The sequence below is a fragment of the Tardiphaga sp. genome (assembly GCF_044336785.1).
In the GTDB taxonomy this organism is placed as follows: Bacteria; Pseudomonadota; Alphaproteobacteria; order Rhizobiales; family Xanthobacteraceae; genus Tardiphaga.
Genome location: NZ_JBIIOT010000071.1, coordinates 1 through 26,422 on the forward strand (window position 1 = coordinate 1; position 26,422 = coordinate 26,422).

At 63.8% G+C, this 26,422-nt stretch carries 27 protein-coding genes; 14 read left to right on the plus strand and 13 right to left on the minus strand.

What is annotated here, in order from left to right; genetic code table 11:
* The coding region (locus tag ACIQ2A_RS18530) for a helix-turn-helix domain-containing protein (protein WP_398481936.1) at positions 1-182 on the minus strand (182 nt) is incomplete at its 3' end.
* A 170-nt stretch (positions 183-352) separates the two neighbouring features.
* On the opposite strand from ACIQ2A_RS18530, the gene ACIQ2A_RS18535 reads away from it, so the two are divergent.
* Both ACIQ2A_RS18535 and ACIQ2A_RS18540 read left to right on the plus strand, forming a co-directional pair.
* The gene (locus tag ACIQ2A_RS18535; RefSeq protein WP_398481938.1) at positions 353-565 is read left to right on the plus strand and encodes a hypothetical protein; all 213 of its coding nucleotides are present in this window, start codon (positions 353-355) and stop codon (positions 563-565) included.
* Positions 566-778: 213 nt separating this feature from the next.
* Positions 779-1,330 (plus strand): hypothetical protein, encoded by a 552-nt coding sequence (locus ACIQ2A_RS18540; RefSeq protein ID WP_398481940.1) that lies wholly within the window; start codon positions 779-781, stop codon positions 1,328-1,330.
* An 87-nt stretch (positions 1,331-1,417) separates the two neighbouring features.
* On the opposite strand, the gene ACIQ2A_RS18545 is transcribed toward ACIQ2A_RS18540, so the two are convergent.
* Positions 1,418-2,302, minus strand: a complete 885-nt coding sequence (locus ACIQ2A_RS18545) for a metallophosphoesterase family protein (RefSeq protein ID WP_398481942.1) — start codon at positions 2,300-2,302, stop codon at positions 1,418-1,420.
* 269 nt (positions 2,303-2,571) lie between these two features.
* On the opposite strand from ACIQ2A_RS18545, the gene ACIQ2A_RS18550 reads away from it, so the two are divergent.
* Both ACIQ2A_RS18550 and ACIQ2A_RS18555 read left to right on the plus strand, forming a co-directional pair.
* Positions 2,572-3,066 (plus strand): NUDIX domain-containing protein, encoded by a 495-nt coding sequence (locus tag ACIQ2A_RS18550; RefSeq protein ID WP_398481945.1) that lies wholly within the window; start codon positions 2,572-2,574, stop codon positions 3,064-3,066.
* Positions 3,067-3,117: 51 nt separating this feature from the next.
* A complete protein-coding gene (locus tag ACIQ2A_RS18555; protein WP_398481947.1) occupies positions 3,118-3,630 on the plus strand; it encodes a GNAT family N-acetyltransferase in 513 nt (170 codons plus the stop codon).
* Positions 3,631-3,764: 134 nt separating this feature from the next.
* On the opposite strand, the gene ACIQ2A_RS18560 is transcribed toward ACIQ2A_RS18555, so the two are convergent.
* The 6 genes from ACIQ2A_RS18560 to ACIQ2A_RS18585 all read right to left on the minus strand — a co-directional run bounded on the left by ACIQ2A_RS18560 (position 3,765) and on the right by ACIQ2A_RS18585 (position 13,858).
* Positions 3,765-6,116 carry a TonB-dependent receptor gene (locus tag ACIQ2A_RS18560; protein ID WP_398481949.1) on the minus strand — a complete coding sequence of 784 codons (2,352 nt, stop codon included), beginning with the start codon at positions 6,114-6,116 and terminating at the stop codon, positions 3,765-3,767.
* A gap of 122 nt (positions 6,117-6,238) precedes the next feature.
* Positions 6,239-6,610 (minus strand): DUF2946 domain-containing protein, encoded by a 372-nt coding sequence (locus ACIQ2A_RS18565; RefSeq protein WP_398481951.1) that lies wholly within the window; start codon positions 6,608-6,610, stop codon positions 6,239-6,241.
* Between the two features lie 297 nt (positions 6,611-6,907).
* Entirely contained in the window at positions 6,908-8,971 is a 2,064-nt protein-coding gene (locus tag ACIQ2A_RS18570) for a hypothetical protein (RefSeq protein WP_398481953.1), read from the minus strand.
* 131 nt (positions 8,972-9,102) lie between these two features.
* Positions 9,103-11,916: a DUF4159 domain-containing protein gene (locus ACIQ2A_RS18575; RefSeq protein ID WP_398481989.1), complete on the minus strand. Its 2,814-nt coding sequence runs from the start codon at positions 11,914-11,916 to the stop codon at positions 9,103-9,105.
* On the minus strand, positions 11,916-12,857 hold the full coding sequence (locus tag ACIQ2A_RS18580; RefSeq protein ID WP_398481955.1) for a DUF58 domain-containing protein: 942 nt from the start codon (positions 12,855-12,857) through the stop codon (positions 11,916-11,918). Before ACIQ2A_RS18580 ends, ACIQ2A_RS18575 begins: the two co-directional genes overlap by 1 nt.
* On the minus strand, positions 12,857-13,858 hold the full coding sequence (locus ACIQ2A_RS18585; protein WP_398481957.1) for an AAA family ATPase: 1,002 nt from the start codon (positions 13,856-13,858) through the stop codon (positions 12,857-12,859). Before ACIQ2A_RS18585 ends, ACIQ2A_RS18580 begins: the two co-directional genes overlap by 1 nt.
* Positions 13,859-14,076: 218 nt before the next feature.
* Between ACIQ2A_RS18585 and ACIQ2A_RS18590 the strand changes: the two genes are divergently transcribed.
* From ACIQ2A_RS18590 to ACIQ2A_RS18605, 4 genes are all read left to right on the plus strand, one after another.
* Entirely contained in the window at positions 14,077-14,679 is a 603-nt protein-coding gene (locus ACIQ2A_RS18590) for a DUF1285 domain-containing protein (RefSeq protein ID WP_398481959.1), read from the plus strand.
* Between the two features lie 75 nt (positions 14,680-14,754).
* Positions 14,755-15,390, plus strand: a complete 636-nt coding sequence (locus ACIQ2A_RS18595; RefSeq protein ID WP_398481991.1) for a CoA pyrophosphatase — start codon at positions 14,755-14,757, stop codon at positions 15,388-15,390.
* A complete protein-coding gene (locus tag ACIQ2A_RS18600) occupies positions 15,387-15,650 on the plus strand; it encodes a DUF6111 family protein (protein WP_398481961.1) in 264 nt (87 codons plus the stop codon). Before ACIQ2A_RS18595 ends, ACIQ2A_RS18600 begins: the two co-directional genes overlap by 4 nt.
* The gene (locus ACIQ2A_RS18605; protein WP_398481963.1) at positions 15,647-16,900 is read left to right on the plus strand and encodes a CCA tRNA nucleotidyltransferase; all 1,254 of its coding nucleotides are present in this window, start codon (positions 15,647-15,649) and stop codon (positions 16,898-16,900) included. Before ACIQ2A_RS18600 ends, ACIQ2A_RS18605 begins: the two co-directional genes overlap by 4 nt.
* A gap of 104 nt (positions 16,901-17,004) precedes the next feature.
* Here the strand turns inward: ACIQ2A_RS18605 and ACIQ2A_RS18610 are convergent, their stop codons facing one another.
* From ACIQ2A_RS18610 to ACIQ2A_RS18620, 3 genes are all read right to left on the minus strand, one after another.
* Positions 17,005-17,217 (minus strand): YodC family protein, encoded by a 213-nt coding sequence (locus ACIQ2A_RS18610; protein ID WP_398481965.1) that lies wholly within the window; start codon positions 17,215-17,217, stop codon positions 17,005-17,007.
* 80 nt (positions 17,218-17,297) lie between these two features.
* Entirely contained in the window at positions 17,298-18,023 is a 726-nt protein-coding gene (locus ACIQ2A_RS18615; RefSeq protein ID WP_398481967.1) for an aspartate/glutamate racemase family protein, read from the minus strand.
* 42 nt (positions 18,024-18,065) lie between these two features.
* On the minus strand, positions 18,066-19,208 hold the full coding sequence (locus ACIQ2A_RS18620; protein WP_398481969.1) for a serine hydrolase: 1,143 nt from the start codon (positions 19,206-19,208) through the stop codon (positions 18,066-18,068).
* Positions 19,209-19,443: 235 nt separating this feature from the next.
* On the opposite strand from ACIQ2A_RS18620, the gene ACIQ2A_RS18625 reads away from it, so the two are divergent.
* Positions 19,444-19,923, plus strand: coding sequence for a MarR family winged helix-turn-helix transcriptional regulator (locus ACIQ2A_RS18625; RefSeq protein WP_398481971.1), 480 nt, complete (start codon positions 19,444-19,446; stop codon positions 19,921-19,923).
* 88 nt (positions 19,924-20,011) lie between these two features.
* The gene (locus ACIQ2A_RS18630; RefSeq protein WP_398481974.1) at positions 20,012-20,461 is read left to right on the plus strand and encodes a PaaI family thioesterase; all 450 of its coding nucleotides are present in this window, start codon (positions 20,012-20,014) and stop codon (positions 20,459-20,461) included.
* Between the two features lie 106 nt (positions 20,462-20,567).
* Here ACIQ2A_RS18630 and ACIQ2A_RS18635 read toward each other — a convergent pair whose 3' ends face one another.
* Positions 20,568-20,933 carry a 6-pyruvoyl trahydropterin synthase family protein gene (locus tag ACIQ2A_RS18635; protein WP_398481976.1) on the minus strand — a complete coding sequence of 122 codons (366 nt, stop codon included), beginning with the start codon at positions 20,931-20,933 and terminating at the stop codon, positions 20,568-20,570.
* On the minus strand, positions 20,933-21,565 hold the full coding sequence (gene queE / locus ACIQ2A_RS18640) for a 7-carboxy-7-deazaguanine synthase (protein ID WP_398481978.1): 633 nt from the start codon (positions 21,563-21,565) through the stop codon (positions 20,933-20,935). The genes ACIQ2A_RS18635 and queE overlap by 1 nt, the downstream gene beginning before the upstream one ends.
* 193 nt (positions 21,566-21,758) lie before the next feature.
* Here queE and ACIQ2A_RS18645 point away from each other — a divergent pair, with 193 nt between their 5' ends.
* From ACIQ2A_RS18645 to glpK, 4 genes are all read left to right on the plus strand, one after another.
* A complete protein-coding gene (locus tag ACIQ2A_RS18645; protein ID WP_398481980.1) occupies positions 21,759-22,301 on the plus strand; it encodes a YkgJ family cysteine cluster protein in 543 nt (180 codons plus the stop codon).
* A gap of 165 nt (positions 22,302-22,466) precedes the next feature.
* Positions 22,467-23,237 carry an SDR family NAD(P)-dependent oxidoreductase gene (locus ACIQ2A_RS18650; protein WP_398481983.1) on the plus strand — a complete coding sequence of 257 codons (771 nt, stop codon included), beginning with the start codon at positions 22,467-22,469 and terminating at the stop codon, positions 23,235-23,237.
* Positions 23,238-23,440: 203 nt separating this feature from the next.
* A complete protein-coding gene (locus ACIQ2A_RS18655) occupies positions 23,441-24,643 on the plus strand; it encodes an FAD-dependent monooxygenase (protein WP_398481985.1) in 1,203 nt (400 codons plus the stop codon).
* A 195-nt stretch (positions 24,644-24,838) separates the two neighbouring features.
* On the plus strand, positions 24,839-26,338 hold the full coding sequence (glpK, locus tag ACIQ2A_RS18660; protein ID WP_398481987.1) for a glycerol kinase GlpK: 1,500 nt from the start codon (positions 24,839-24,841) through the stop codon (positions 26,336-26,338).
* Positions 26,339-26,422 lie beyond the last annotated feature (84 nt).

A 26,422-nucleotide genomic window follows, 5' to 3' on the forward strand; every position in this document is an offset into this window, starting at 1 on the left:
GTTTCGGCCAGCCGCAACAAGAGCTGCGCCGTCACCGGCCGCTGATTGCGCTCGATCAGGTTGATATAGCTCGGCGAAATGCCGAGCCCCTCGGCCATCTGCGTCTGCGACAGGCCGAGCTGCTGCCGAATCCGCCGGAAACGGGGGCCTACGAACAGCTTCTTGTTGGTCTCGCCAGCCATATATTACAATCGTGACATTATGACATTTGTGACAAGTGATGATGTTACATCTCATCACCATTCAAACGCAAGCCATATAGCCATTTTCCGGAGTTTGTCGTTATCTCTTCACACGGTGACTGCAGCGCGCATGTCACGAATGTAAGAGAATACGAGAGCAGGAGAACGACATGTCACAGGGCAACAGCAATTTCTGGGTCATCGGCGGTGAATTCGGTTCGATGAATTTTCATAAGCTGGTCGAGGGTTCCGCCCAGGTTCAGGGCCCGTTCAAGACCCGCAAGCAGGCCGAGGAAGCCTGGAAGTCGGTCTCGGAAGAGAACCGCCACCGCGCCGGCGTTCGCTTCTCCATCGTGGAAGAGCCGAGCCGCCAGGTCGCCTAAGCGCCTGATTGCTTGCCTCTGAGCGGCCGCAGAGCCGCCGCAAGTCTGCCTCAACGGAAACGCTCAAATCTGGTCTGTGGCCCCATCCGGAAAATCCGGCTGGGGCCGCAGTGCGTTTGGCGGCAAGTCTCTGGAAACTAACGGCCTTTCCGCCGCTTATGGTTACTGATAGGTTAATTTACCGGCGTGCGGCAGTCTTCAGGCGGAGTTGAGATGGTTGTGGCAAATGGTGCAGCGAACGACGCCCAGCCGAAGCGGCTGCGCGATGCTCTCCGTCAGGCGCGTATCGAAGCGGCCGACCGCACCGGCGTCGTGGTCGATCTGCGCGACGCCGAGGTCGCCAGGCTCGAGATTCTCAACGAAGCACTCGATCCGCTGTTCAACGAAATCCCGCACGATATCGAACTCTTCGATCGCGGCATCAGCCAGGGCGATACCCCGCGGCTGTGGATCGACATGATCGCCCATGTGGTGATGGGCCGCGACAAGCGCAGCTATCGCCTGGTGCAGGACAGCCGCTTCGGTCGCAAGGTGTTGGCCGAATCGCATGATGTGCAGGCGATGGTGAAAGCCGTGACCGATTACATCGCGCGCCGCATGATCGAGCGCGAACATGCGCTGGAAACCGCCGTGCCGCCGCAGGAGGCGAAGCCGGTGCCGGTGGTGAAACAGCGCAGCCGTTTCTGGCCGTTTGTGTTGGGGATTGTTGTTGGCGTGGTCGGGCTGTTCGCGCTGGCGCTGTTCGTCGCGACGCGCGGGCACTGACCTGTAGGATGGGTTGAGCGTAGCGATACCCATCACCGCCTGCGCCCGGTCGTGATGGGTATCGCTGCGCTCAACCCATCCTACCAACTACACCAGCATCTTCCGCTTCAGCTCATGCACCATGTTGCCGTCGCCAAAGCCGCGCACCGTCTGTTCGCAGCGCCAGCGTTCGCCGTCCCGTTCAATCGCAAACAGATTGTAAGCCGCTGCCGGCTTGTGGCCATGCGCGAGCGATGAGGCGGACGGCACGCCGATCGCCGGGATACGGCGCTGCGGGCCTTCGAACCACATGGTTGAATGGATGTGATCATGGCCCTGCAGGATCAGCTCGACGCCATGCTGTTTGAGCAGCGCCTGCAATGCATCGGAATCGGTCAGGCGCTTCATCCATTTCTCCGACCGCAGCGGATGATGGATCAGCAGCACGCGAAACAGATGTGTATCGGCAAGGCTTGCCAGCAGGCGATCGAGCGCCTCAAGCTGGGCGTCGCCGAGCCAGCCGGTGGCCATGAAAGGCGCCGTTGGCACGCTCGATGAGACGCCGATCAGCGCGACCGGCTCACGAATGCGCAAGTAAGGAAACGTTGCCACGCTGGCGTCGTCACTCCGCATGTAATCGCCAAACGTCTCAACGAATGTCTCCGCCGCGCCTTTCACATACGCATCGTGATTACCAGGCACCAGCGAGACGTGGTCCGGTTTGCCGACCACTTCGATCCATCGCCGCGCGCGCGGGAATTCAGCGGCCAGCGCCAGATTGACGAGATCGCCGGTCACGGCGATGTGGTCCGGCGCCTGTGCCTGCATGTCGGCGACCAGCACATCGAGCATGTCGCGGCGGTGATACTGATGCCGGTTGCGCTTCCAGTTGACATAGCCAAGCACGCGCTGGCTCATCAGCTCGCGCCATTCCGGCTCGGGCATCGGCGGCACATGCGGGTCGGACAGATGCGCGAGGGTGAATGCGGTCATGGTTTGCGTATCGTGTGTGACGGCAAACTCCATCCCTCATCCTGAGGAGCCGCGAAGCGGCGTCTCGAAGGATGTCCACACGTCGGGAGCCTGGCGATCTCATGGTTCGAGACGCGCGCGAGGGCGCGCTCCTCACCATGAGGGATTGAGCTAGCGATGAGTTTGTTGTGCGGTGGCAATGCGTTCACCTGTGAAACCCTGTCCGTTTTTGGCAAGGTGACAGCGATGACGCAAGGACCAAGCCGCGTGCCCCGATTCGGACGATTGAAATGACCACGCCGACCTTGCGCCAGCGGCTGGAGCCAACCCTCCGCAAGTTCATCCATCTGTATTTCCGCTTTGCCCGCGGCATGACGCTGGGTGTACGCGCGGTGGTTGTCGATGCCGACAAACGCGTGTTTCTGGTCCGGCACACTTATGTCACCGGTTGGTATCTGCCCGGCGGCGGCGTCGAGGTCGGCCAGACCTTTCGCGAGGCGCTGGAAATGGAGCTGCGCGAGGAGGGGCGGATCGAGGTTACCGGCGAGCCGGTGCTGCATGGCGCGTTCCTCAACAGCCATGTCTCGATCCGCGACCACGTGGTAGTCTATATCGTCCGTAGTTTCCATCAGGACCGCCCTCCGGAGCCGAACAGCGAGATCGCCGAAACCGGCTTTTTTGCGCTGGATGCGCTGCCGCCGGACACCACCGAAGGAACGCGACAGCGGCTGGCGGAGATCTTCGACGGCCAGCCCGTGATCCCGACCTGGCGGGTCAAGGCGTGATCAGCCGGGTCATGGACCGCGCCGCCGCCAGATGCTATCCCGCGGGCCGACATGAGTGACCTCGACCTGATCATCGCGGCGGAAACCGCCAATGACGCCCAGCCGATCGAACGTCTGGTGGCCCGCACCTTCGGCCCCGGCCGTTTCGTGCTGTCCGCCTATCGCCTGCGCGAACATGTGAGCCATCTGCTCCATCTGTCCTTCACGGCGCGCATCGGCACGCTGCTGGTCGGCTCGATCCGGCAATTGCCGATCTGCGTCGGCGACACGCCGGCGCTGCTGCTGGGCCCGCTGACGGTGGAGCCGCCGTTCCGCAGCCGCGGCGTCGGCCGCAAGCTGCTGGACCGCGCCATCAACGACGCGCGGGCCAAGGGGCACAGACTGATCGTGCTGGTCGGCGACGAGCCCTATTACAGCCGCGTCGGCTTCAAGGCGATCCCGAAGGGCAATGTGACCATGCCCGGTCCGGTGGACCAGAAGCGTCTGCTGGTGCTTGAACTGGTCGATGGCGCCGCGGAAGGACTTGCGGGCGCTGTGCGTCCGGACTGGAACGCAGCGAAGTAAGATCTGTCCTCTCAACTGTCATCGCCCGGCTTGACCGGGCGATCCAGTAATCGGTGAGAGTGATGTCTATCACTAGCTTATGCGTCTACTGGGTTACCCGCTTTCGCGGGTAACGACAGTTGAGGTGCGCGAAGTTAGAACTTCACACTCGCGAATGCCCGCACATTCAGCCCCGGCTGCAACACGTTGTCCTTGTTGTACGCCGTTGCATAACGGATATTTTCGTTCAGCAGGTTGTTGCCGACGAGGCCCACCGTCATTTCCTTCGCACCATAGATGCGCGGATCCAGCAGCGTCTTGTAGCTGACTTCGGCCTTTAGCAGGTTGTAGCCATTGGTCGGCGTCTCCGCGACATCGGAGATGTCGTTCTGCGCGAAGGCATGCAGCATGTTGATGCGGGCGAACCAGTTCACGTCGCGCCAGAACAGGCCGCCACCCGCACGCACCGGCGGGATGCGCGGCACATTGCTGCCATCGGCGAAGGTGGCACGCACCACATCGGCCTGGCCCTCGACACCGAAGGTGCCGCTGCCGAGTTGCGTCACATCGATCTGGGTCTGGAATTCGCCGCCGCGGAAGGTGGCGTCACGCTGGGTATAGATCGCCTGGTTCAGCTCCATGCCGGCGCCGATCATGCAGGCACCGCCTTCGCAGGTGTTGCCGGTGAGGTGGCGATAGATGAAGCCCTGATACTGCGTGTAGTAGCCGGTGAGTTCGAAGCGCACCGGGCCTGCAGCGCGGCGCAGGCCCACTTCCACCGATTTCGCCGTCTCGATGCCGAGATTCGGATTGCCGATATCGAACGTCCCGGTGGCATCATGGCCACCGCGTGAAAACAGTTCGGCCGGCTTCGGTGCGCGCTCGGTATATTGCGCCGTCACGCTGGCCGAGAGGCCGCCCCATGGCAGGTCCTGGATCAGGCCGATGCTGCCGCTCTTCGGCGTGAACGACTTGTTGATGCCGATCGCCGGACCGATCGAAGTCGGATCGGCATCGGTGTCGAATTCGTTGGGGATGAAGCTCGGTGCCGAGCCCGACAGCTCCACATGCTCGACGCGGCCGGCGATCTGTGCGCGCGTCCAGTCGGTGAACTTCAGCTCGTTGAACACATAACCCGCGACCTTGGTATTCCGGTTTGGATCGAACAGGCCATTGGTCGGGCTGCCGATGCCTTCGGGGCTTGGCGCGGTCAGCTCCTGGTGGCTCGCCTGAATACCAAAGGCGGTGGTGACAGCCGCGAAGCCGGCATTGAAGGGCATCATCTGCACTTCGACGCGGCCTTCCTGCTCCTTGTTGGTGAAGGTCTGGTGCACATGCGGCGCGCCTCCGCCACCTTCCTCCAGGCCGATTTCGTCATGCTTGTAGTCGGTTGCGCCGGCCCAGAAACGTATCGCTTCGATCGCTGCGGCATCCGGGCGATATTCACCCTTCATCGTGACCTTGGTCTGCTCGCCGACGATGCGCGTCTGCTGCTGCGCGCCTTCGACGCCGGGAATGCCGTAATTGGCCCGGTTATGCGTGATCGCTGCACCGACATAGCCGCCATCGAAAAAATACGAACCGCCGAGCGATGCACCGCCGCTCTGCGCCGCGGTGTTGTTCTGTCGGCCGTTGAAGGCGATGCCCGGTTCGGCATAGGGATAGGACGGCACATTGTAGTCGCCGACCTTGTTGCCATAGACGTCGGCATGCATGGCAAAATTGCCGCCGCCAGCGTCCAGCAGAATGCCGCCATCGACACCGCGCGATGCCGAATTGATCGAGGTGCGGACTTCGGCATTCATGCAGCCCGGTGCTGCGAGACCGGCGGCAGGCGCCTTGGCGGGCAGGCCGTAGCTCATGAAGGGGGCTGCGACGGCGCAATTCGGCAGCGCGTCGGGAATGCGGTTGTTGGAGGCCGAGACCACGCCGCCGATGGACTGCGAACCGTAGCGCAGCGTTGCAGGGCCGCGGATCACCTCGACCTGATTGGCGGCGAAGGGATCGACCGGGACGAAGTGATCCTCGCCGAGATCGGATGCGCCGCTGCTCGAGATGCCATTCTCGACAATGCCGACGCGATTGACGTCGAGGCCGCGAATGATCGGCCGGCTCGCCGAGCCGGGCGCATAGCCCGAGGTGGCGATGCCGGGCTTGTTGGCGAGGAGATCGCCGAGCGACGTGGCGCCGGAGCGGCGGATCTCGTCATTCGGCACCACGGTGACGGTGGCGAACTGGTCGGTGACGATGGGCAGCACGCCCTGCGGCGGCGCGCTCGCGGCCACGGGCTCCGCTTCCACCGGCACTTGCGCGCGGTTCGGCGCGGTGCGCGTCACATGGGTGTGGCCCTGCGGATGCGCGACCGGCTTGCGGCGCACGATCGGGCTCGGCGCGGTGACTTCCACGGCGGGGAGTTGCGTCTGCGCATGGGCAAAAGTGGGGAGGCTGCTGCATCCGATGACGGCCGTGGAGCCGAGCAGGAGAGCGCGCGTGAAGGAGATGGGCATGGGTTGGTCCTGACTTCACCGGTCGCGCATGGTTGCGCTGGAGCCGATGATCGCGGTGATGCGAAATTCACGTGGGTGGTGCCGAACGGACGGAATCCGGGCGGCGTTGGTCACAGGTGAAGTCAGATGCTTGGCGGTCCGCGTGGCTGCGGGGCGCCGCTGATGGATTCGAGATGGTCGAACTCGGCCTTGATGGCCGCATAGGCGATGTCCGTGGCGTCCGGCAGCAGCAGGATCGGCGGTGCTGAGAACAGCGCCGTGCCGGCCATCGCCATGACCGCGCAGATATCGCAGGGCACGCCGACGCGATGCTGCTGGTGGTGGTCAGTGTCCGGCGTCGATGGCGCCTGAACCTGCGTGATCGCCGACGCATCGATGGGCGCCGCATGGATGTCATCGAGATGGATGTGGCCGAGCGACAGGACGATCTGCACCGCCAGCGCGAACAGCGCCAGCTTTGCTCCATTCCTGATATGATCGCGAAACCACTTCATGCCCAAAGGCGCCCCGACAGCGGATGGCGGAGAGGTCAGCCAATACCGATGTTATAATGTAACATCGCGCGGTGAGGGGCGGAGTGTCAACGGATTGTGGTGGGGTGGCTGTGGAAGGCCGCTGCGCTGTGGGATTTGCGCAACGTTCCGAGAGACCACTACACACTCGACCCTCATCCTGAGGAGCCGCGCAGCGGCGTCTCGAAGGATGGCGGCGAAGCTCAAGAGCCAGGCCATCTCATGGTTCGAGACGCGCGCAAGGGCGCGCTCTTCACCATGAGGGGTGGAGCGTGGTGCTTACCTGCTCTCCCGCAGCCATGTCGCGGCAAACGCGCCCAGCAGCAGCAGCAGCCCGATCAGCCCGGCAAACATCGGCAGCACGCCCACGCCGCGGACGACGCTGGCGTCGCGCATGTGGACGCCCATCCAGCCATCGCCGCGGAATGTCGCACCGGATCGCACCGGCACCACGCGCGGCATCTCGAGGCCCGCGCCGTCGTTCAGCCGCCGTGCATCGCCCCCCGACGCCTGCGCGAGCGGGCGCAGCATCTCGGTGGTCGAGGTCACTTCCGAAAACTCCTTCGGGTTGACCGGGCCGACATTGATCAATGCCTTCAGCGTGCCATCGCTGGCCTGCCAGAGGCCGAGTTCATCCGCCGGTGTGGTCGCGCGCCACTGGCCGGGCTCGCCGGCGCTCAGCGTGAGCTCCCGCGTCTTGCCGGATGGGGAGGTGACGGTGACCGGCGCTACGGTGTCGCCCATGGTCTGGCGCAGCACCACCAGATCCTTGTTCGCGGTCTGCAGCTTCAGCGCTTCCTCTTCGAGATCCGGCTGCTTCATCAGCCAGTGCGACATCCGGCGAAGCAGATCGAGATGAGGTCCACCGCCTTCATAGCCGCGCGCCCATAGCCAGATGTGATCCGACAGCAGCAGCGCCACGCGGCCTTCGCCGGAGCGCGACAGCAGCAGCAGCGGCTTGCCATCGGCCCCGGTCATCACCGGTGGCGTCGTGGTGTTGCGGGTCTCGACGGTGCGGAAGAAGCGGCTCCACTTCGGCGGCTCGCTGTTTGCGCCTTCGAGGCCGCGGGTCACCGGATGGCGTTTGCCGACATCGGAGAGATGCGCATAGAACGGTTTTTCGCTGACGCCGACGGGCTCGGCGGGCAGCACGGAATCCAGCGGCGTGCGCCAGATCGAGGTGCTCGACGCATAATCCGGTCCGGCCGAGACCAGCACCGCGCCACCATTCCTGACATAGCGCGCGATATTGTCGAAGTAAGCGATCGGCAGCACGCCCTGGCGGGCATAGCGATCGAAAATGATCAGCTGGAATTCGTGGATCTTCTGCTGGAACAGTTCGCGGGTCGGGAAGGCGATTAGCGAGAGTTCGTTGATCGGCGTGCCGTCCTGCTTCTCCGGCGGGCGCAGAATGGTGAAGTGCACGAGATCGATGGAGGCATCGGACTTCAGCAGGTTGCGCCAGGTGCGTTCGCCGGAATGCGGCTCGCCGGAGACAAGCAGCACGCGGAGTTTGTCGCGCACGCCATCGATCGCCACCACGGCGCGGTTGTTGACGAGTGTGAGTTCATTGTCGATGGGCGAGGCCTCGATCTCGACGATGTTCGGGCCGGCATGTTTGATATCGACATCGACGGTCACGGTCTGGCCGGACACCATCTGGCGCTCGCCGATGGTGTCGCCGTCGCGGCGGATGACCACGCGGGCGCGCTCGTTGCTGACGCCCTGGTCGTCGAGCCGGAAGGTGACCTTCTGCGATTGCCCGACGATGCCGAAGCGCGGCGCCGCGGTGATAGCGATGCGGCGGTCGCGCTCGTCCTTGCGGCCGGTGATCAGCGCATGCAAAGGCGCATTGAAGCCGAGGCCGGCGAGATTGGCGGGAATGTCATGCACCCGGCCGTCGGTGATCAGGAACGCGCCGGCAACGCGATCGGTGGGCACGTCGGACAGCGCGGATGACAGCGCGCCGAACAGCTTGGTGCCATCAGTTTCGCCATCGGCCTGACCGGCCTCGACGGTGCGGACCTCGAGGCCCTTCACCTGCTTGAGGCGATCGACGAGCTGCTTCTGCGCCTCTTCGGTTTCCTTGGTCCGCTCGCCAAAGGACTGGCTCGGGCTCTTGTCGATCACGACAGCGGCGACGGAGGACAGCGGCTCGCGCTCCTCGCTGGTGAAGGAGGGATTGGCGAGCGCCAGCAGGATCAGCGCCAGCGCCGCGACACGGATGGCAGCACCGCGCGCACGGCCAAGCAGCAGCAAGGCCGCGATGACGACGATGGCCGCGAGGCCGATCCAGAGGACGAGCGTCGGGACGAGGGGCGTGAAGGCGATGCCGTATTGCATTTAGCGTCTTTCTCCATCGTCATTGCGAGGAGCGTAGCGACGAAGCAATCCAGAGGCCGCGGGCGAAGACTGGATTGCTTCGTCGCAAGATGCTCCTCGCAATGACGGCTGAGCAATTCGGTGCAACTTCATCACTGTCCCAGCCGCTCGATCAGCGCCGGCGCATGTACCTGGTCGGCTTTGTAATTGCCGGTCAGCGTATACATCACGATATTGACGCCGGCGCGGAAGGCGAATTCGCGCTGGCGGGGTTCGCCGGGGACCATCGGCAGCATCGGCTGGCCGTCCGGGCGCATCGCCCATGCACCGGCAAAGTCATTCGAGGTGATGATGATCGGCGACACGCCATCACCACCGCGGGCCGGACGCGACGCAGCTTCATCGGTGTCCTCGCGTGGCAGCGCCTCCACCCAGGTCGGACCGGAATTGAAACGGCCGGGGAAGTCGCTGAGCAGGAAGAACGTTTTTGTTAGCACATGCGCCGGCGGCACCGGCTCGAGTTCGGGCACGTCGAGTGACGACAGGATCGTGCGCAGCGTCTGCATGCCCGGCGTCTGCGACTCGCCATTCGGCCCGGCCGGCGCCTCGACGGCGTCGCGGGTGTCGAACAGCACCGTGCCGCCCTGCTTCATATAGGCATCGATGCGGTTGAGAGCTTCCTGCGCTGGCTTCGGCGCACCGGGGATGATGGGCCAGTAGATCAGCGGGAAGAACGACAATTCATCCTTCGCAGGATCGATGCCGATCGGCTCGCCGGCTTCCAGCGCGGTGCGCTGGGCGAGAAACAGCGTGAGGCCGGTGAGGCCGGATTTCACGATGCCATCCACATCGGCATTGCCGGTGATCACATAAGCCAACCGCGTCTGCGACACCGCCTTGACGGCGAAATCGTCGCTGGCCTGATCGGCGCGCAGCTGCGTCGGCATGCCGGTGACCGCACCCAGCGCGAGCGCCATGGCGAGCACGGTCGATACGGCGCGACGGCGGAACAGCGACGCGATGGCGCCCCCGAGCAGTGCGACGATGATCGCATCGATCAGGAATAGCGCGAGCGCGGTGGAGAGCAGGATGCCACGCAGGTCGCGCGGTTCGGCATTGGTGTAGCTGGCGCGATTGGCCTTGAGGGCAGAGAAGTCCAGCGGTGCGATCCGATCTGCAGAAGCGAGGGCATTGACGGCGAGAGGGCCGTCGGCGGGACCATAGAGGCCGGGCGGATGTTCTGACGTCGCGCGGTCACGATAATCGGCCGACAGCGGCTTCGCCGTCGACGGCGGCGGGCCGAAGGCGCCAAAGCCATCGAGCGTGCGCAGCGGTGCGACCGTTTCAGTGCCGGTCTCGCCGGCGACACCGGCGCCGGGCGTGGAGGTATAGCCTGAGATATCGACGACCCTGCGCAGCATCTCCACGAAGGTGCCAGACAAAGGCAGGTCCGACCAGCGCATATCGGCACTGACATGGAACAGCGAGACGAGGCCCTTGCCGCGGCGTTCGCCGGTGACCAGCGGCGTGCCGTCTTCCAGCGTCGCCCAGCTCTTCGAGGCGAGCGCGGCATTCGGTTCGGCCAGCACCTGACGATTGACCGTGATGTCCTTTGGCACCGGCAGGCCGGCGAACGGACCATCGGCCGCGAAAGCCGAGAGATGCTGCGGCTTCTCCCAGGTCAGCGAGCCGCCGAGATTGCGGTCACCACGGCGAAGCTTCACTGGCACCAGATCGTCTTCGGCCTGCGCTAGGCGCGGGCCGGCGAAGCGCACCAGCACGCCGCCATTGTCGATCCAGGCATTGAGGCGTTCGCGGATTTCCGGCGACAGCGTGCCGACATCGGCGAGCACGATCATCGGCAGTTTCTGGTCGAGGAACTGCGTGATCGCCTGCTGCGGCGCGCCGCGGTCGCCCTGGCGCACATCGGCGAAGGGGGCGAGCGCGCGGGTGAGATAGAAGGTCGAGGCCAGCAGCGGCTGCGCAGTGTCGGCGGTGGTTCCCGAGACGATGCCGATGGCGCGGCGGCGCCAGCGCTTGTCGAGCAGTTGCACGGCGCCGGCCGAACGCTCGCCGGAAATTTCGAGCCGGGCGATGTCGTTGCGCAACTCGACAGGGAGGTCGAAGGACGCGTCCGTCTCGCGATCATTCGGCGTGAACAGGAATTTGGCTTCGCCGACCGGCGAGCCCTTGGCATCGAGACCACGCACGATCCCGGCATCAGGACCGCCAGCGCTGGCGCGCAGGACTTTCACAGTCATCTTGGCCGCAGCATTCTCCGCAGCCACCAGCGCATGCGCCGGGGCCGCGCCGCCGTCATAGATGGTCAGCGTGCGGTCGCCGATGGTCTTGGTGAGGCCTTGCGTGAAATCGCTGCCGCGGCCGGTATCGACGCCGTCGGACAGCCAGACGATCTCGCTGTCGCCGGTGGCGCGCAGGAAGCGCTCCAGCACCGGGAGCGCATCGACGCGATCGATGGAATAGGGTTTTGGCGTGAGCTGGCGCAGCGCCACGCGCGCCGTACCACCCGGCAAAATGGTGATGTCGCGCGCCGGCTCCGACAGCGGCACGAGGGCCACGCCGCGGCGGTTGTTGTCGGCATTGGCGATGAGTTCATCGGCGGCGCGCACGCGGGCATCCCAGCTAGCTGCGGCAGACCAGCCGTCATCGAGCAGGATCGTGAGTGGTGCGGTGGAGGCGGTGGGACCGTTCTGCGGATTCCAGATCGGGCCGGCCGCGGCGAAAATGATCAGCGCGGCGGCGAGCAGACGCAGCAGCGTCAGCCACCAGGGTGAGCGCGACGGCGTTTCTTCCTTGGGCGTGATGTCGAACAGCAGCCGTGTCGGCGGGAAAGCAATGCGCTGCGGGCGCGGCGGCGTCACGCGCAGCAGATACCACAGCACCGGCAGGCTGATCAGGCCGAGCAGCATCAAGGGCTGTGCGAATGCGAGCGGGAAGCCACCGATCATGCCGAGCGCCCCACCTTGACCATGCTGCCGCCTGCCGCGCGATTGACCGCCATGCCTGCATGCAGGAACAGCAGCAATTCGGCAGCGGAACGATCCGTCGTATGTGTCGAGAACAGCCAGCCGAGCTTGCTGGTCTCGTTGCGGATTTCATCGCGATGCGCGGCGACGCGCGCGACGTAGTCCTCGGCCCACATCTGCGCACGGCCGGCCGTGATCACGTTGCCGCTTTCCGGCTCGACGAATTCGACGCGGCCGGAATAAGGGAAGGTTTCTTCCGCGGGATCGACGATCTGCACGACCGTGCCATGGGCACCTGCGGACGACAGACCCGCCAGCATCGTTTTGATGTCTGACATCGGCGACCAGAAATCGCCGAGCACCACGACTTCTGACAGTGCCGACGGCACGAAAGTCGGCGGCAGGCTGTCACGGCCTGTCGTGTCATGCAGCATCGCCTGCGCCATCTTGTCTATGACACTGCGGCTGGAGGTGGGATTCATCAGGCCGGGCACGCCGACGCGTTCGCCGCCGGAGACCAGCAATTCAGCCAGTGCGAAAGTCACGATCAACGCGCGTTCAAGCTTCGAGTCACGCGCACCCTTCGAGGCAAACGCCATCGACAGCGAGCGATCCGGCCACAGCCAGATCGTATGCGCGGCTTCCCACTCCTGCTCGCGCACATAGAGATGATCGTCACGCGCGGAACGGCGCCAGTCCACATTCTGCGACGGTTCACCGGAGACGAAGCGACGATACTGCCAGAAGCTTTCGCCATGCCCCGCGCGGCGACGGCCATGCAAACCGTGGATCACGGTCGCTGCAATGCGCCGCGCTTCCAGCACGAGGCGTGGCAGGGAAGCTGCGAGCGAACGGCTTTCGCCATCGGCGCGGCGGACTGCGGTGATCTCTTGTGTGGCGTGGTCCGGCGCTGCGGCCATCAACCAATCCGTGACTTGAGCTGGGCGATCACGTCGGCAACGGTGCGGCCTTCGGCGCGCGCGGAGAAGGTCAGCGCCATACGATGCTTCAAGATTGGTTCGGCGAGGTCGAGCACGTCATCGATGGACGGCGCGAGGCGGCCATCGAGCAGCGCACGCGCGCGCACCGCCAGCATCAGCGATTGCGAGGCACGCGGACCAGGACCCCAGGCGATGAGTTTGGATGCATCGCCGGCATCGGGGCCGGGACGCGCCGAGCGCACCAAGGTGAGGATCGCTTCGACCACGCTGTCACCCACCGGCAAACGGCGTACCAGACGCTGCGCGGTGAGCAGCGTCTCCACATTCACTGCGGCCTTGGCGATGGTTTCCTCGGCGCCGGTGGTTTCAAACAGGATGCGGCGCTCCGCATCGCGGTCGGGGTAATCGACGTCGATTTCCATCAGGAAGCGGTCGAGCTGCGCTTCCGGCAGCGGATAGGTGCCTTCCTGCTCCAGCGGGTTCTGCGTCGCCAGCACGTGGAACGGCTTCGGCAGATCATGCCGCGCGCCGGCCACGGTGATGTGCTGTTCCTGCATCGCCTGCAGCAATGCGGACTGCGTGCGTGGGCTCGCGCGGTTGATTTCGTCGGCCATCAGGAGCTGGGCAAACACGGGCCCCGAGATGAAGCGGAACGAACGCTTGCCGGCGACGCTCTCGTCCAGCACTTCGGCGCCGAGAATGTCGGATGGCATCAGGTCGGGCGTGAACTGGATGCGCTTGGCGTCGAGGCCGAGCGTGGTGCCGAGGGTTTCGACGAGCTTGGTCTTGGCAAGGCCGGGGACGCCGATCAGCAGCGCATGGCCGCCGGACAGGATGGTCACCAGCGTGTTTTCCACCACGCGGTCCTGGCCGAAGATGACGGTCGCAATGGCTTCCTTGGCCGCGCGCATCTGGCCGGCCACCTGTTCCGCGGAGCGAACGATCACGTCTTCGAGTTTCTCGACACTGTCGGCGGCCATCAACTGCTCCTTCGGGTGAAACCGGATCGTCTCATTATTCCACGAACCTGATGCTAGACTTTAGCGAAGGCCATGTATTTGTTGAATTAAACTATCCCCACAATATCCGGATGCCGCTATGAACCGCATCACGTTGTGGCGAGTTGGAAATACGTGCTGCACGTTTCAAGACGTGCATAGGTCGTGCCAGAATGCTGGTGGTAAAGTCAGGGCAAACAATGGCGAAGCAAGGGCAGCAAACGGCGCAGGGACTGGATGGTTTGGCCGCCGCGGCAAAGGATGGCGCCAAAGAAGGCAAGGGTTTGCCGCCCGTCCACCTGTGGAATCCGGATTTCTGCGGCGATCTCGACATGCGAATCGCTTCCGACGGTACGTGGTTCTATTTGGGCACCCCGATCGGCCGGCCCGCGCTGGTGCGCTTGTTCTCGACGATTCTGAAGCGGGAAGACGGCAAATACTTTCTCGTCACGCCGGTGGAGAAAGTCGGCATCACCGTGGACGACGCGCCGTTCCTCGCCGTCGAGATGCAGAAAGAGCAGGATGCGTCCGGCATCGTGCTCAAATTCCGCACCAATGTGGATGACTGGGTCACCTGCGACGCCGATCACAAGCTGCGTTTCGAGCAAGCCGAGGATGGCGGTCTCACGCCCTATCTGCATGTCCGCGCCGATCTGTGGGCCAAGGTGACGCGGGCGATCTACTACGATCTTGTTGACATGGGTGAGGAGCGGATGGTCGATGGCGCCGACATGTTCGGCATCGCCTCATCTGGCGCGTTTTTTGCGATGGCGGATGCCGAGCAAGTCAGGCAAGCTACGTAAGATTGTATTCGAGAGGCGGGATTGACGAATTCGATGCTGAAGACGGAAGCGCCCGCCGGCGTGGACTCGGCTGTGATGGATTCCGCCGAGTTCTTTGCGCGCGCCAAAGCGCGGCTGTCATTTGATGTGCCACCCGGGCTCAACGACGCTGCGATCATCCCGACCACCGGCGATGCCGGCAATGATCGCATGATTCAGATCGTGGCCCAGGAGCGGCCGATCCGCCCCGCGGCTGTGTTGATCGGCATCGTCGAGCACGAGCAGCCGACGGTGCTGCTCACCCAGCGCTCTGCCCATCTCAATGATCATGCCGGCCAGATCTCGTTTCCCGGCGGCAAGATCGATCCCGGCGATGCCTCGCCGCTCGATGCGGCCTTGCGCGAGGCCGAGGAGGAAGTCGGGCTCGATCGCTCGTTCGTCGATCCCATCGGCTATCTCGATCTCTATGCCACCGGCTTCGGCTTTCGCATTCTGCCGACGGTGGCGCGGGTGAAGCCGGGCTTCAACCTCACCATCAATGAGAACGAAGTGGAAAGCGCCTTCGAGGTGCCACTGTCCTTCCTGATGAACCCGACCAATCATCAGCTGCACAGCAAGGATTTCCGCGGCATCGAGCGGAGCTACTACGCGATGCCGTTCGCCGAGCGTTACATCTGGGGTGCCACAGCCGGCATCCTGCGCGTGCTGTATGAGCGGATCGTGCAGAAATGATCCGCCCCGTTCTCACCGAAGTCGGCATCTTCCTGATTCCGTTCGTCATCTATGCGCTGTTCCTGCTGGCGACATCGAAGGGCGTGACGGAATCGACATCATGGCCGGCGCGCGTGGTGCTCAAGCTGCTGATATCGGCCTTCCTGCTGGTAATCATCTCCTTCATCCTGCTGTCCCATTTCTCCGGTGCCGCGCCAAGCGCGACCTATACGCCGGCGCATATGGAGAACGGCAGGCTCGTGCCGGGGCAGAATAAATGACCTCCCGGCGGGTCATCGACGCGCTATGGCTGACCTCGGGGCCGGCGGGGCGTGTGCTGGCACTGCTCAATGGCGATGGCGAAGAAGCCCGTGCCGTCGGCGGCGCCGTGCGCAATGCGTTGATGGGCCTCGACGTCGGCGAGATCGATATCGCCACCACAGCTGTGCCCGATGAAGTCGTCCGTCGTGCCAAGGTCGCCGGTATCAAGAGCGTGCCGACGGGTATCGAGCACGGCACGGTGACGCTGGTGGTCGAGGGTACGCCGGTCGAAGTCACCACCTTGCGCGAGGATGTCGAAACGTTTGGCCGCAAGGCCAAAGTCATGTTCGGCCGCGACTGGCAGCGCGATGCCGAGCGGCGCGATTTTACGATGAACGGCCTGTCGGCCTCCATCGATGGCGTGGTGCATGATCATGTCGGCGGCATCGCCGATGTCGATGCGAAGCGCGTGCGCTTCATCGGCGATCCCGACCGGCGGATCGCCGAGGATTATCTGCGCATCCTGCGCTTCTTCCGCATTCATGCCGCCTATGGTGCCGGCGCACCGGATCGCGAGGGATATCTCGCATCGATCCGTGGGCGCGACGGCATGGCCGGTCTCTCCGCCGAACGTATCCGGATGGAGTTGCTGAAACTGCTGGTCGCGCCCGGCGCCGGAGCCGCGGCCGAAGCGATGATCGATGCCGGCCTGATGCTGCGCATTTGCGGCGGCATCACTTATCTCGGGCCGTTCAGGAAGATGATCGGCATTGAGCAGGAGCTGGCGCTCGCCCCCGATGCCATGCTGCGGCTGGGTGCACTTGCCGTCGCCGTGACGGAAGATGCAAAACGGCTGATGCAGCGCCTGCGTCTCACCAATGAGGAGAACAAGGCGCTGGATTCCATGGGCCATCGCTGGTGGCGGCTCAAGGGCATGAATGAGGCTCGCGCGAAGCAACGTTTGTATCGCCTGGGCGCAGCGCGCTATCGCAATCGCATGCTGCTGGCCTGGGCGCGCGATGGCGGAAGTGGCGATGGCGCCGAATGGAAGCAGCTCATCGCATTGCCCGAGCGCTGGACACCGCCGGTGTTTCCGCTCAAGGCCGCGGATTTCATAGCCCGCGGCATCGCCAAGGGGCCGGGCCTTGGCCATGTGCTGGCGCTGGCGGAAGATGCGTGGATGGCCAATGACTTCCCGATGGAAGTCGATGTCATCACGGTGATCGCAGATCAAACGATCGCGCGGTTCAAGCACGATCATCGCTTGTGAAAGTGTAGGGCGGATGAGGCGAAGCCGTCATCCGCCGGTCGATGATGTGTGGCGAAGAACGGCGGATGACGCCTTCGGCTCATCCGCCCTACGATCGCGGCGAATCAGGCCGCTTTCTCTTCTTCGTCGTCTTCCTCGTCCTCATCATGCGGGATGACGAGCGCGATTTCGAGCACGGCGCGGGGCAGCGTCTCGCGGAACAGATCGCCTTCCTCGCCCAGCCACACGCATTCGATATCGTTGCCGTCGACATCGGCAACGGTGAGCGGCATGCCGCCCGACTTCAGCATCACGACGTCGCCTGCTTTGAATTCCATGACCTGCTCCTGAAATGAGTTGAACGCGCAAAGCCTAGGCGCGCGCCATGACAGTTCGAACGCGGGCGGATGACGGCTTGTTATTTTCGCTGGAGAAGTGTCGCGAGTTCCGCCGATAGGCCGGTGCTCTCCAGCGCCGGCGGTGGCGTAGTGCCATCGCGCCGTCGCTTGGCAGCGGCGATCACGGCATGGGTGCCGGTGGCGACCGAACAGAGCACGGGCACCGGCACGTCAGGCTGGATGCGGCCGGCGAGCCCGGCCAGCGCCGCACCGCCGAGGATCACGACCTCGGCACCATCCTCCGTCGCACAGGCGGTGCAAGCTTTTGCCAGCGAAGCGAGCGCCGCATCCGGATCGGTTGCGATCTCGCCGCCGGTGGGGGCGATGGTGCGGACGCCGGTGAGCCTGTCGCCGAGCCCGATACTGGCGACGAATTCCGTCAACATCGGTCCCCACAATGCGCCGCCGGTGACGATGGCAAAGCGGCCCAGTTTGGCTGCCTCGATACAGGATGCCTCGGCCATGCCGATCACGGGAACATCAGCCACTTCGCGCAGCGCCATCAGGCCGGGATCGCCGAAACAGGCGAGATAGACGGCATCGCATCCGGCGCCATGCATCGCATAGGCATCGAGCGCTGCATGCGCCGCGATTGCCGCGGACGCGCGGGTCGAAATGTAACGGGCGCCAAATCGCCCGGTGACGGGGATGAAGGTCGCAGCGTCACCCGCGATTCCGCCGACATGCTGTGCGACCAGCGCGGTGACGCTGTCGGTGGTGTTGGGATTGATCAGCAGAATACGCATGATCATATCCAATCATCCTGCGCGTCAGAATGCCAGCGCGCGCTATTGACCCCGCAACCGTGCAAGTTCGGGCAGCACGCGGTAGCGCGCGATCTCGTAAGGAAATTCACCGCGATTGGCGAGAACGACAATCCCCATCCGCTGCCGCGGCATCAGCCCGACATAGGCGGTCGCATTGTTCAGCCCGCCGGGCTTATCCACCACCTCGATGCCACCCCGGTGCACATTCTCCCAGGCAGTGGCCTGGCCGAAATCGCTGCTCACGCGAAATACCTCGCGCTGGGTCATCTTCAGTGCCTCGCGCAATTGCCGATCGACAACATGGTCGTCGAGGCTGGCAGCAAGGAAGATGCCGAGATCCTTCGGCGAGGAGAACATCTGCCCGGTGCCGGGGAAGTCGTAGTAACCCTGCTGGGTGCCGGGACGACCGATGGTCGAGCCGTCGTCGTCATAGCCCTGAACCACGCGCGTCAGAACCGCCGGCGCCAGCAAGGCCTGATGGTCCGGTCCACGCTCGGGCAAAAAAGTCTCCGTCATGCCGAGCGGCTTCAACACGCGCGCGGAGATCAGCTCGCCGATCGGACGGCCGTAGCGGCGTTCCAGCACCAGTTGCAGCAACACGTAGCCGGCATGTGTGTAGACGCGCTGCTTGCCAGGCTCTTCGCCGGCCTTCGGCGTCCAGCTGTTCAAGGTCTCGAAGAAGCGCGGCAGCGAATAGGTGTCCGTTGGCCAGGGTGGATGGTCGGTCGGCAGCAACAGCCCGGATGTATGGGTAGCAAGCTGGCCGATCGTGATGCGCCTCGCATAGTCGCCGGTCAGTTCGGGAATATAATTGCTCGCGGGATCGTCGAGGTTGAGCTCGCCACGGATCGCGCCGAGCGATATCAGCGTCGCCTCGAACAGTTTGCGCACTGACGCGAGATTGAACAGCGTGTCCGATGTGATCCGCCGCTGCGAGGCCTGGTCGGCAAAGCCATAGGTGAAGATCTGCGTGCCCCCGGCCGCATGGACGGCGACCGCGAGGCCACCGTGATCATGGACCTTAGATGCCAGCTCGGTGGTGACGATCCGTTCGATCTGTTTGTTGACCGCGCCATCAGCGGTGGCCGGTGATGGTCCGGTGGCGAATGTCAGATATGCCAGCATGCCGAGCAGGCGGAAAGGCAGGGACAATAATGCGTTCATTGTCACTCCATGATGCCCCCATGGTCACGACAACGCCGAACACTCGAATCCACATCTGCGACAAAGATGTGTCGAAAGGTCACGTTGGTGTGAGCCGTGCGACGCTGATGCAAGGTTACACTTGGGGAAATGGCGGATCGGTCATGCTTCGGTTCCTTGCGTTAAGGCGCACGAGCCGATGCTGTGGTAAATGAGCGACTCGACATGCAATCCGCATCCTTGCCCCGGGCACCTCATGACCACACCAGCTGCAAAACCTCGTGCAACGCGCGCGCGAGTCAGCAACGTCGATCTGAAAAAACTCGATCCGTTCGATGATGCGCTGGCCCTGATGTATTTCGGATGGCGCGGCATGACGCGCGCGGCGGACGACTATCTCGCGACCATCGGCCTGTCGCGGGTGCATCACCGCATTCTCTTTACGGTGCTGCGGAGCGAGAATGTCACCATGTCGGATCTGCTGGCGATCTTGCAGATTTCGAAACAGGCGCTGCATCGGCCGATGAAGCAGCTGCAGGATATGGGCTACATGGCCGTCAAGCGCGATCCGGCGCGGCATCGTTTCAAGCTGCTCGAACTCACGCCGGCCGGTCGCGCGATCGAGCGCACCGCCTCCGGCCTCGAACGCAAGATCATGGCGCGTGCCTTCAAGAAGGCGGGGGCTGGCAGCCAGGAGACCTGGTCCGCCGTGATGGCCGAAGCCGCGAGCGATTGAAGAATCTGTCAGGTCAATGATGTTGACTTGAATGGCTTGCTCTGCCATTTCCGTCTGACAAGGATGGTGAGGGATGGCGGAGACGAACATGACCAGTGCGACGGGTGACGCGGGCAGCGGCCTCAGGCTTGTGCAGCAGGCTTTTGCCGCCGGCGGTTTTGCGCGCGGCATCGGCCGCACGCTCGGCATCGCGGGCGAATCGGCCGAGCAGGGCAAAGTGGTGCTGGTCGCCTCGCCGAACGAGGATCACTACAATCCGCTCGGCACCGTCCATGGCGGATATGCCGCGACCATGCTGGACGGCGCGATCGCATTGGCCGTGCAGACGGCGCTGCCGGCCGGGACGCCCTATGCGACGGTGGATCTCAAGGTGACCTATATCCGCGCCATGACAGCGGCGTCAGGGCCGATCCGCGCGGAAGGAAAGATCATTCACATCGGGCGCCGCATGGCCGCGACAGAAGCCACGCTCACCGACAAGGACGGCAAGCTCTGCGCCCACGCGACGGCGACCTGCATCATCACGCCGAAGGAATAACAGCTTGGCTGCAGGGCGGATGAGCGTAGCGTCATCCGCCGGCCGAGCGTATGTGACGAAGAACGGCGGATGACGGCTTCGCCTCATCCGCCCTACGATTCCTTTGCTACGTCTTCGGCCCGAAATACACGCAGCTCTCATTGCAGCTGTCGCGGAACACGCCGACACGGACCAGAGGTGCCTTGTCGGCAAGGCGGTCCCAGATATAGCGCGACAGATTTTCCAGCGTCGGAATGCCGATCGCCTCGATCTTGTTCAGGAACTTGTGGTCCAGCGTCTTACGGAGATCATCGAGGCCGCGGTCGAGCAGGCCGAAATCCACCACCATGCCGGTGACGGGATCGGGCTCGCCGCGGATCGTCACTTCCGCGCGGAAGGAATGGCCGTGGATTTCCAGGCTCGCTTCGCCGAGCGTCGTATAGTTCAGCGCATGCGCTGCCTCGAAGCGAAACGATTTCGTCAGTTCCCACATTATCGAATACCCAGTGTCTTATGCGTCTGCACGCTCAGCCGCCACTGCGGATGGCGCAAACAATACTCCACCGCCTGCGCGGTATTGCTGATCGCATCCGGCCCGTCCATCGGCTGCAGCGAGAATCGCTCGAAGGCGAGTTGCTCGAACCTGTCCGGCATGGCGGTGGCCTGCGGATAGACCAGCTTCAATTCGTGGCCGGCGCGAATGACGAGATCGGCGCCGGCTTTCGGTGAGACGCAGATCCAGTCGATGCCCGCTGGCGGCGCCACGGTGCCGTTGGTTTCGACGCCGATCTCGAAGCCACGCTCATGCAATGCGTCGACCAGCGCGTCGTTGACCTGCAGCAAAGGCTCGCCGCCGGTCAGCACCACATAGCGATTGTCGTTCGGCCCCACCCATTGCGCCGCGATCGTATCGGCCAGTGCGGCGGCGGTGGCGTAACGGCCGCCCAGCGTGCCGTCCATGCCGACAAAATCGGTGTCGCAGAACTGGCAGGTGGCAGTGGCGCGGTCCTGTTCGCGCCCGGTCCAGAGATTGCAGCCGGCAAAGCGGCAGAACACGGAGGCGCGGCCCGCATGGGCGCCTTCGCCCTGCAGCGTCAGGAAAATCTCTTTGACCGCGTAACTCAATGATTTCGCTCTGCAAACGTCCCACAAGCCAAAGCGGCCGGGGATCGGTCTCGGTTCCATATGGGGTGAGCGCCGGCTCTTAGCACGCGCAGCGGTGGATGTCCCGGTCGATCACCAAGTTGTCAATTGCAGCACTGATGTGCGACCGACATTGCTCGATGAGATCACGTCAAAATGTCGCATCCGGATACCTATGCAGGCTTCGCTCGTCACGCCAGACACTGCTGCCACCACCCGCGCCTGCGGAACCTGCACCATGTGCTGCAAGGTCTACCGCATCGACGAGGTGCCGAAAGTGGCCGGCAAATGGTGCCAGCACTGCGCCATCGGCTCCGGCTGCAAGATCTACGACACCCGCCCGCAGCAATGCCGCGCCTTCGATTGCGTCTGGGTGCAGGATCATGAGATGGCCGAGGCCTGGAAGCCCGAGCATTCCAAGATCGTGTTCTCGGTCTATCCGACCACCGGCTTCATCTATGGCCAGGTCGATCCCGGCGCGCCCTCCGCCTGGCAGAAGCAGCCGATGCTGAATGGCCTGATCGCCTGGTCGGCCAGGCTGCTGGAGGAGCGGCGGCATCTGCTGATCTTCGTCGGCAGCAATGCCACGCTGATCATGCCGACAGGCCCCGTGCCGATCGGACCGATGTCGCCGGCGGATGGCTTTATCATCCGTGAGACCTTTACGGCCAAGGGCAAGGATTACATCGCGACACGGGTGGCGAGCGGGAAATCGTAGGATGGGTTGAGCGCAGGCGCGAAGCGCCGGAGCGAAAACCCATCGGCGGAGTTTGCTGCGACGACGGAACGATGGGTTTTCGCTGCGCTCAACCCATCCTACGTCTGCGCTTGACCGCTCGACCTCCATCCCCACAATGCCCTCCAACCACAAGGAGGAACATCCGTGACAAATCCATTCGACCTCACCGGCAAGGTGGCCGTCATCACCGGCTCCAGTCGCGGCATCGGCCGTGCGTCGGCGGAATTGCTGGCCCAGCTCGGCGCCAAGGTGGTCATATCCAGCCGCAAGGCCGATGCCTGCGAGGAAGTCGCCGAAGGCATCCGCAAGAATGGCGGCGATGCCCATGTCATCGCCTGCAATATCGCCCGCAAAAACGAGGTCGAGGCGCTGATCGACGGCACCGTGAAGCATTACGGCCCGATCGACATCCTGGTCTGCAACGCCGCGGTGAATCCCTATTACGGGCCGCTGCTCGATATCAGTGACGAAGCCTTCGACAAGATCATGGGCTCGAATGTGAAGAGCAATATCTGGCTCTGCGCCAAGGCGATCCCGGCCATGGCCGAACGCGGCAAGGGCTCGGTGGTGATCATCTCGTCGATCGGCGGCCTGCGCGGCTCCACGGTGATCGGCGCCTACGGCATTTCCAAAGCCGCGGATTTTGCGCTGTGTCGCAGCCTGGCCGGCGAATGGGGGCCGAAAGGCGTGCGCGTCAATTGCATCGCGCCGGGCCTGGTGAAGACCGATTTTGCCAAGGCCTTGTGGGAAGACGAGGTCAATCTGAAGAAGCGCACCGCCAACACGCCGCTGCGCCGCATCGGCGAGCCGCATGAGATCGCAGGTGCCGTGGCCTATCTCAGCTCGGACGTCTCCACCTTCACCACCGGCCAGACCATCGTCATCGACGGCGGCGTGACCACGGCATCGGTTTGATCTCCGTCGTCATTGCGAGGAGCGAAGCGACGAAGCAATCCAGTTCTTCTTCGCTTGGTTTTCTGGATTGCTTCGCTGCACTCGCAATGCCGGACGGAAACTTCCCGAAACAAGATTCCCGCGGTACCTCCTCACCACCCGCCGCAATCCTTTCCCGATTTTTAAGATTTCAGGTGCACGGATGTCGCAGGCGGAGAGGTCCCGTGCGGCAGACGGATATCGCGATCATTGGTGGGGGCCTGGCGGGCTCGACCGCGGCAGCGATGCTCGGCCGCGCCGGCGTGTCCGCGATTCTGATCGAGCCGCATCGCCTGCATCCGCCCGAGCTGCGCTGCGAGAAGATCGGCGGCCAGCCGCAGATCGATCGTCTGGCGAAGACCGGCCTGCTTGATGCCGTGTTCGACGCCGCAACTCACGATCATGAAATCTGGCTCGCCCGCTTCGGCCGCGTCATCGACAAGCGACCGAGCCAGCAGCACGGCTTCCTCTATGAGACGCTGGTCAACACCGTGCGCGGCGAGATCCCGTCTTCGGTGGAGACGATTCATGCAAAAGCCGTTTCGATCCGCACCTCCGATGATCGGCAGACCATCGGCCTGTCCACCGGCGAAGACATTTCCGCGCGTCTCGTGGTGCTGGCCAATGGCGCCAGCGTCGGCCTGCGCGATCAGTTGAAGATCGGCCGCCCGGTCATCTCGGCGTGCCACTCGATCTCGGTCGGCTTCGACATCGCGCCAAAAGATCGAGACACATTCGAATTCCCCGCGCTGACTTATTTCGCCGAAGCCACCCGCCATCGCACCGCCTATCTCACGCTGTTTCCCATTGGCGCGACCATGCGCGGCAATCTGTTCGTTTATCGCGAGGCGAATGATCCCTGGGTGCGCGCGATGCGCCGCACGCCGGAAGCGGCGCTGGATGAGTGCCTGCCGAAACTGCGTGCGCTGATCGGCGACTACACGATTTCGGGCGACGTCAAAATTCGCCCGATCGATCTCTATGAGAGCGACAATGTGGTGCAGCCCGGCATCGTTCTCGTCGGCGATGCCTTCGCCTCGCCATGCCCCGGCAGTGGCTGCGGCACCGACAAGGTGTTCACCGATGTCGTGCAGCTCTGCAGCGTACATATTCCGAATTGGCTGGCGTCTCCGGGCATGGGGGCCGAGAAAATCGGGCAATATTACAGCGACCCGCTGAAGCTGGAGTGCGATGCCTGGGCGAAGAAAAAGGCGTTTACGTTGCGCGCGGTGACGCTGGAGAATTCGCTGTATTGGCGCATGCAGCGCTGGATCCGCTTCTTCGGCCGTCTCGGCGAAGGCATCGTCCGCCGCGCCCGCGAGACATTGCCGGGCGAACTGGCATTGGTGGGCTGTGCGCTGGTGGTGATGTCAGTGCCGGCGATGTAAGTGCGATGGCGATCCGAATTCCGTTGTCGTCACCCGGCTTGACCGGGTGACCCAGTAAACACCGAGCGGTCCGAGTATACTGGATCGCCCGGTCAAGCCGGGCGACGACAGTTGGAAGCTCATAGCACCGGCTTGACCTTCTCCCCCCGATCCGGTTGCCTGCACGCATAAGCAACCACCCGGGAAGAAACCTCCATGTCATTCGTGATGGCCATCGATCAGGGCACCACATCGTCGCGCGCGATGATTTTTGCCGCGGACCTCTCGATCGCGGCCATCGCGCAGCAGGAATTCCCGCAGCATTTCCCGGCCTCCGGCTGGGTCGAGCACGAGCCCGAGGATATCTGGTCGTCGACGCTCTCGGTTTGCCACGATGCCATGGCCAAAGCCAAGGTCAGCGCGAAAGACATCGCCGCCATCGGCATCACCAATCAGCGCGAGACGGTGGTGGTCTGGGATCGCGTCACCGGCCATGCCGTGCATCGCGCCATCGTCTGGCAGGATCGCCGCACGGCCGAGATCTGCGCGCAGATGAAGGCGGACGGTCAGGAGCCCTTCATCACCGAGCGCACCGGCCTGATCATCGATCCGTATTTCTCCGGCACCAAAGTCGCATGGATTCTCGATCACGTCCCCGGCGCGCGCGCCCGCGCCGAACGCGGTGAGCTGATGTTCGGCACGGTGGATTGCTATCTGCTGTGGCGGCTCACGGGCGGCAAGGTTCACGCCACCGACGCCACCAACGCGTCGCGTACGCTGCTGTTCAACATCCATACCGGCGAATGGGATGACGAGCTCCTAAAGCTGCTCCGCGTGCCGCGTGCGATGCTGCCGAAGGTGCAGGACTCGTCATCGGACTTCGGCAGCACCGATCTGTTCGGTGGCAATATCATGATTGGCGGCATTGCCGGCGATCAGCAGGCGGCGACGATCGGGCAGGCCTGTTTTGCGCCGGGCATGATCAAGTCCACTTATGGCACCGGCTGTTTCGCGCTGCTCAACACCGGCACCACGCCGGTGGTGTCGAAGCACAAGCTGCTCACCACCGTGGCCTATCAGCTGGGCGGCGTCCGCACTTATGCGCTGGAAGGCTCTATCTTCGTCGCAGGCTCCGCGGTGCAGTGGCTGCGCGATGGCCTCGGCATCATCAAGAGCGCCTCCGAAAGCGGCCCGCTCGCCGACAGGAATGACTCGTCGCAATCGGTCTATCTCGTCCCGGCCTTTGTCGGCCTGGGCGCACCCTACTGGAATCCCGATGTGCGCGGCGCGCTGTTCGGCCTCACGCGCAACACCGGCCCGGCGGAACTCGCCCATGCCGCACTGGAGAGCGTCTGCTATCAGACCCGCGATCTCTATGCGGCCATGCGCGCCGACTGGCCCGATGTCAGCACGGCCAATGTCGTGTTGCGCGTCGATGGCGGCATGACGGCCTCGGACTGGACCATGCAGCGGCTCGCCGACTTGCTCGATGCCCCCGTGGATCGTCCGATGATCCAGGAGACGACCGCGCTGGGTGCTGCCTATCTCGCCGGGCTCAAGGCGGGCGTGTTCCCCGAGCCGGCCAAATTCGCCGACAACTGGCGCCTGGAGCGTCGCTTCAAGCCGGTGATGAGCGAAGCGACAAGGACGCGAAAGCTGAAGGGGTGGGCGCAAGCGGTGAAAGGCGTGTTGGCCAGCGATCCCGGGCAGGGGTAGTTCTGGTCCCCTCGCCACCGCGAAGCGCAGCTTCGTGGGGGAGAGGGTGGATGCGCGCCGCAGGCGCGCAGACGGGAGAGGGGG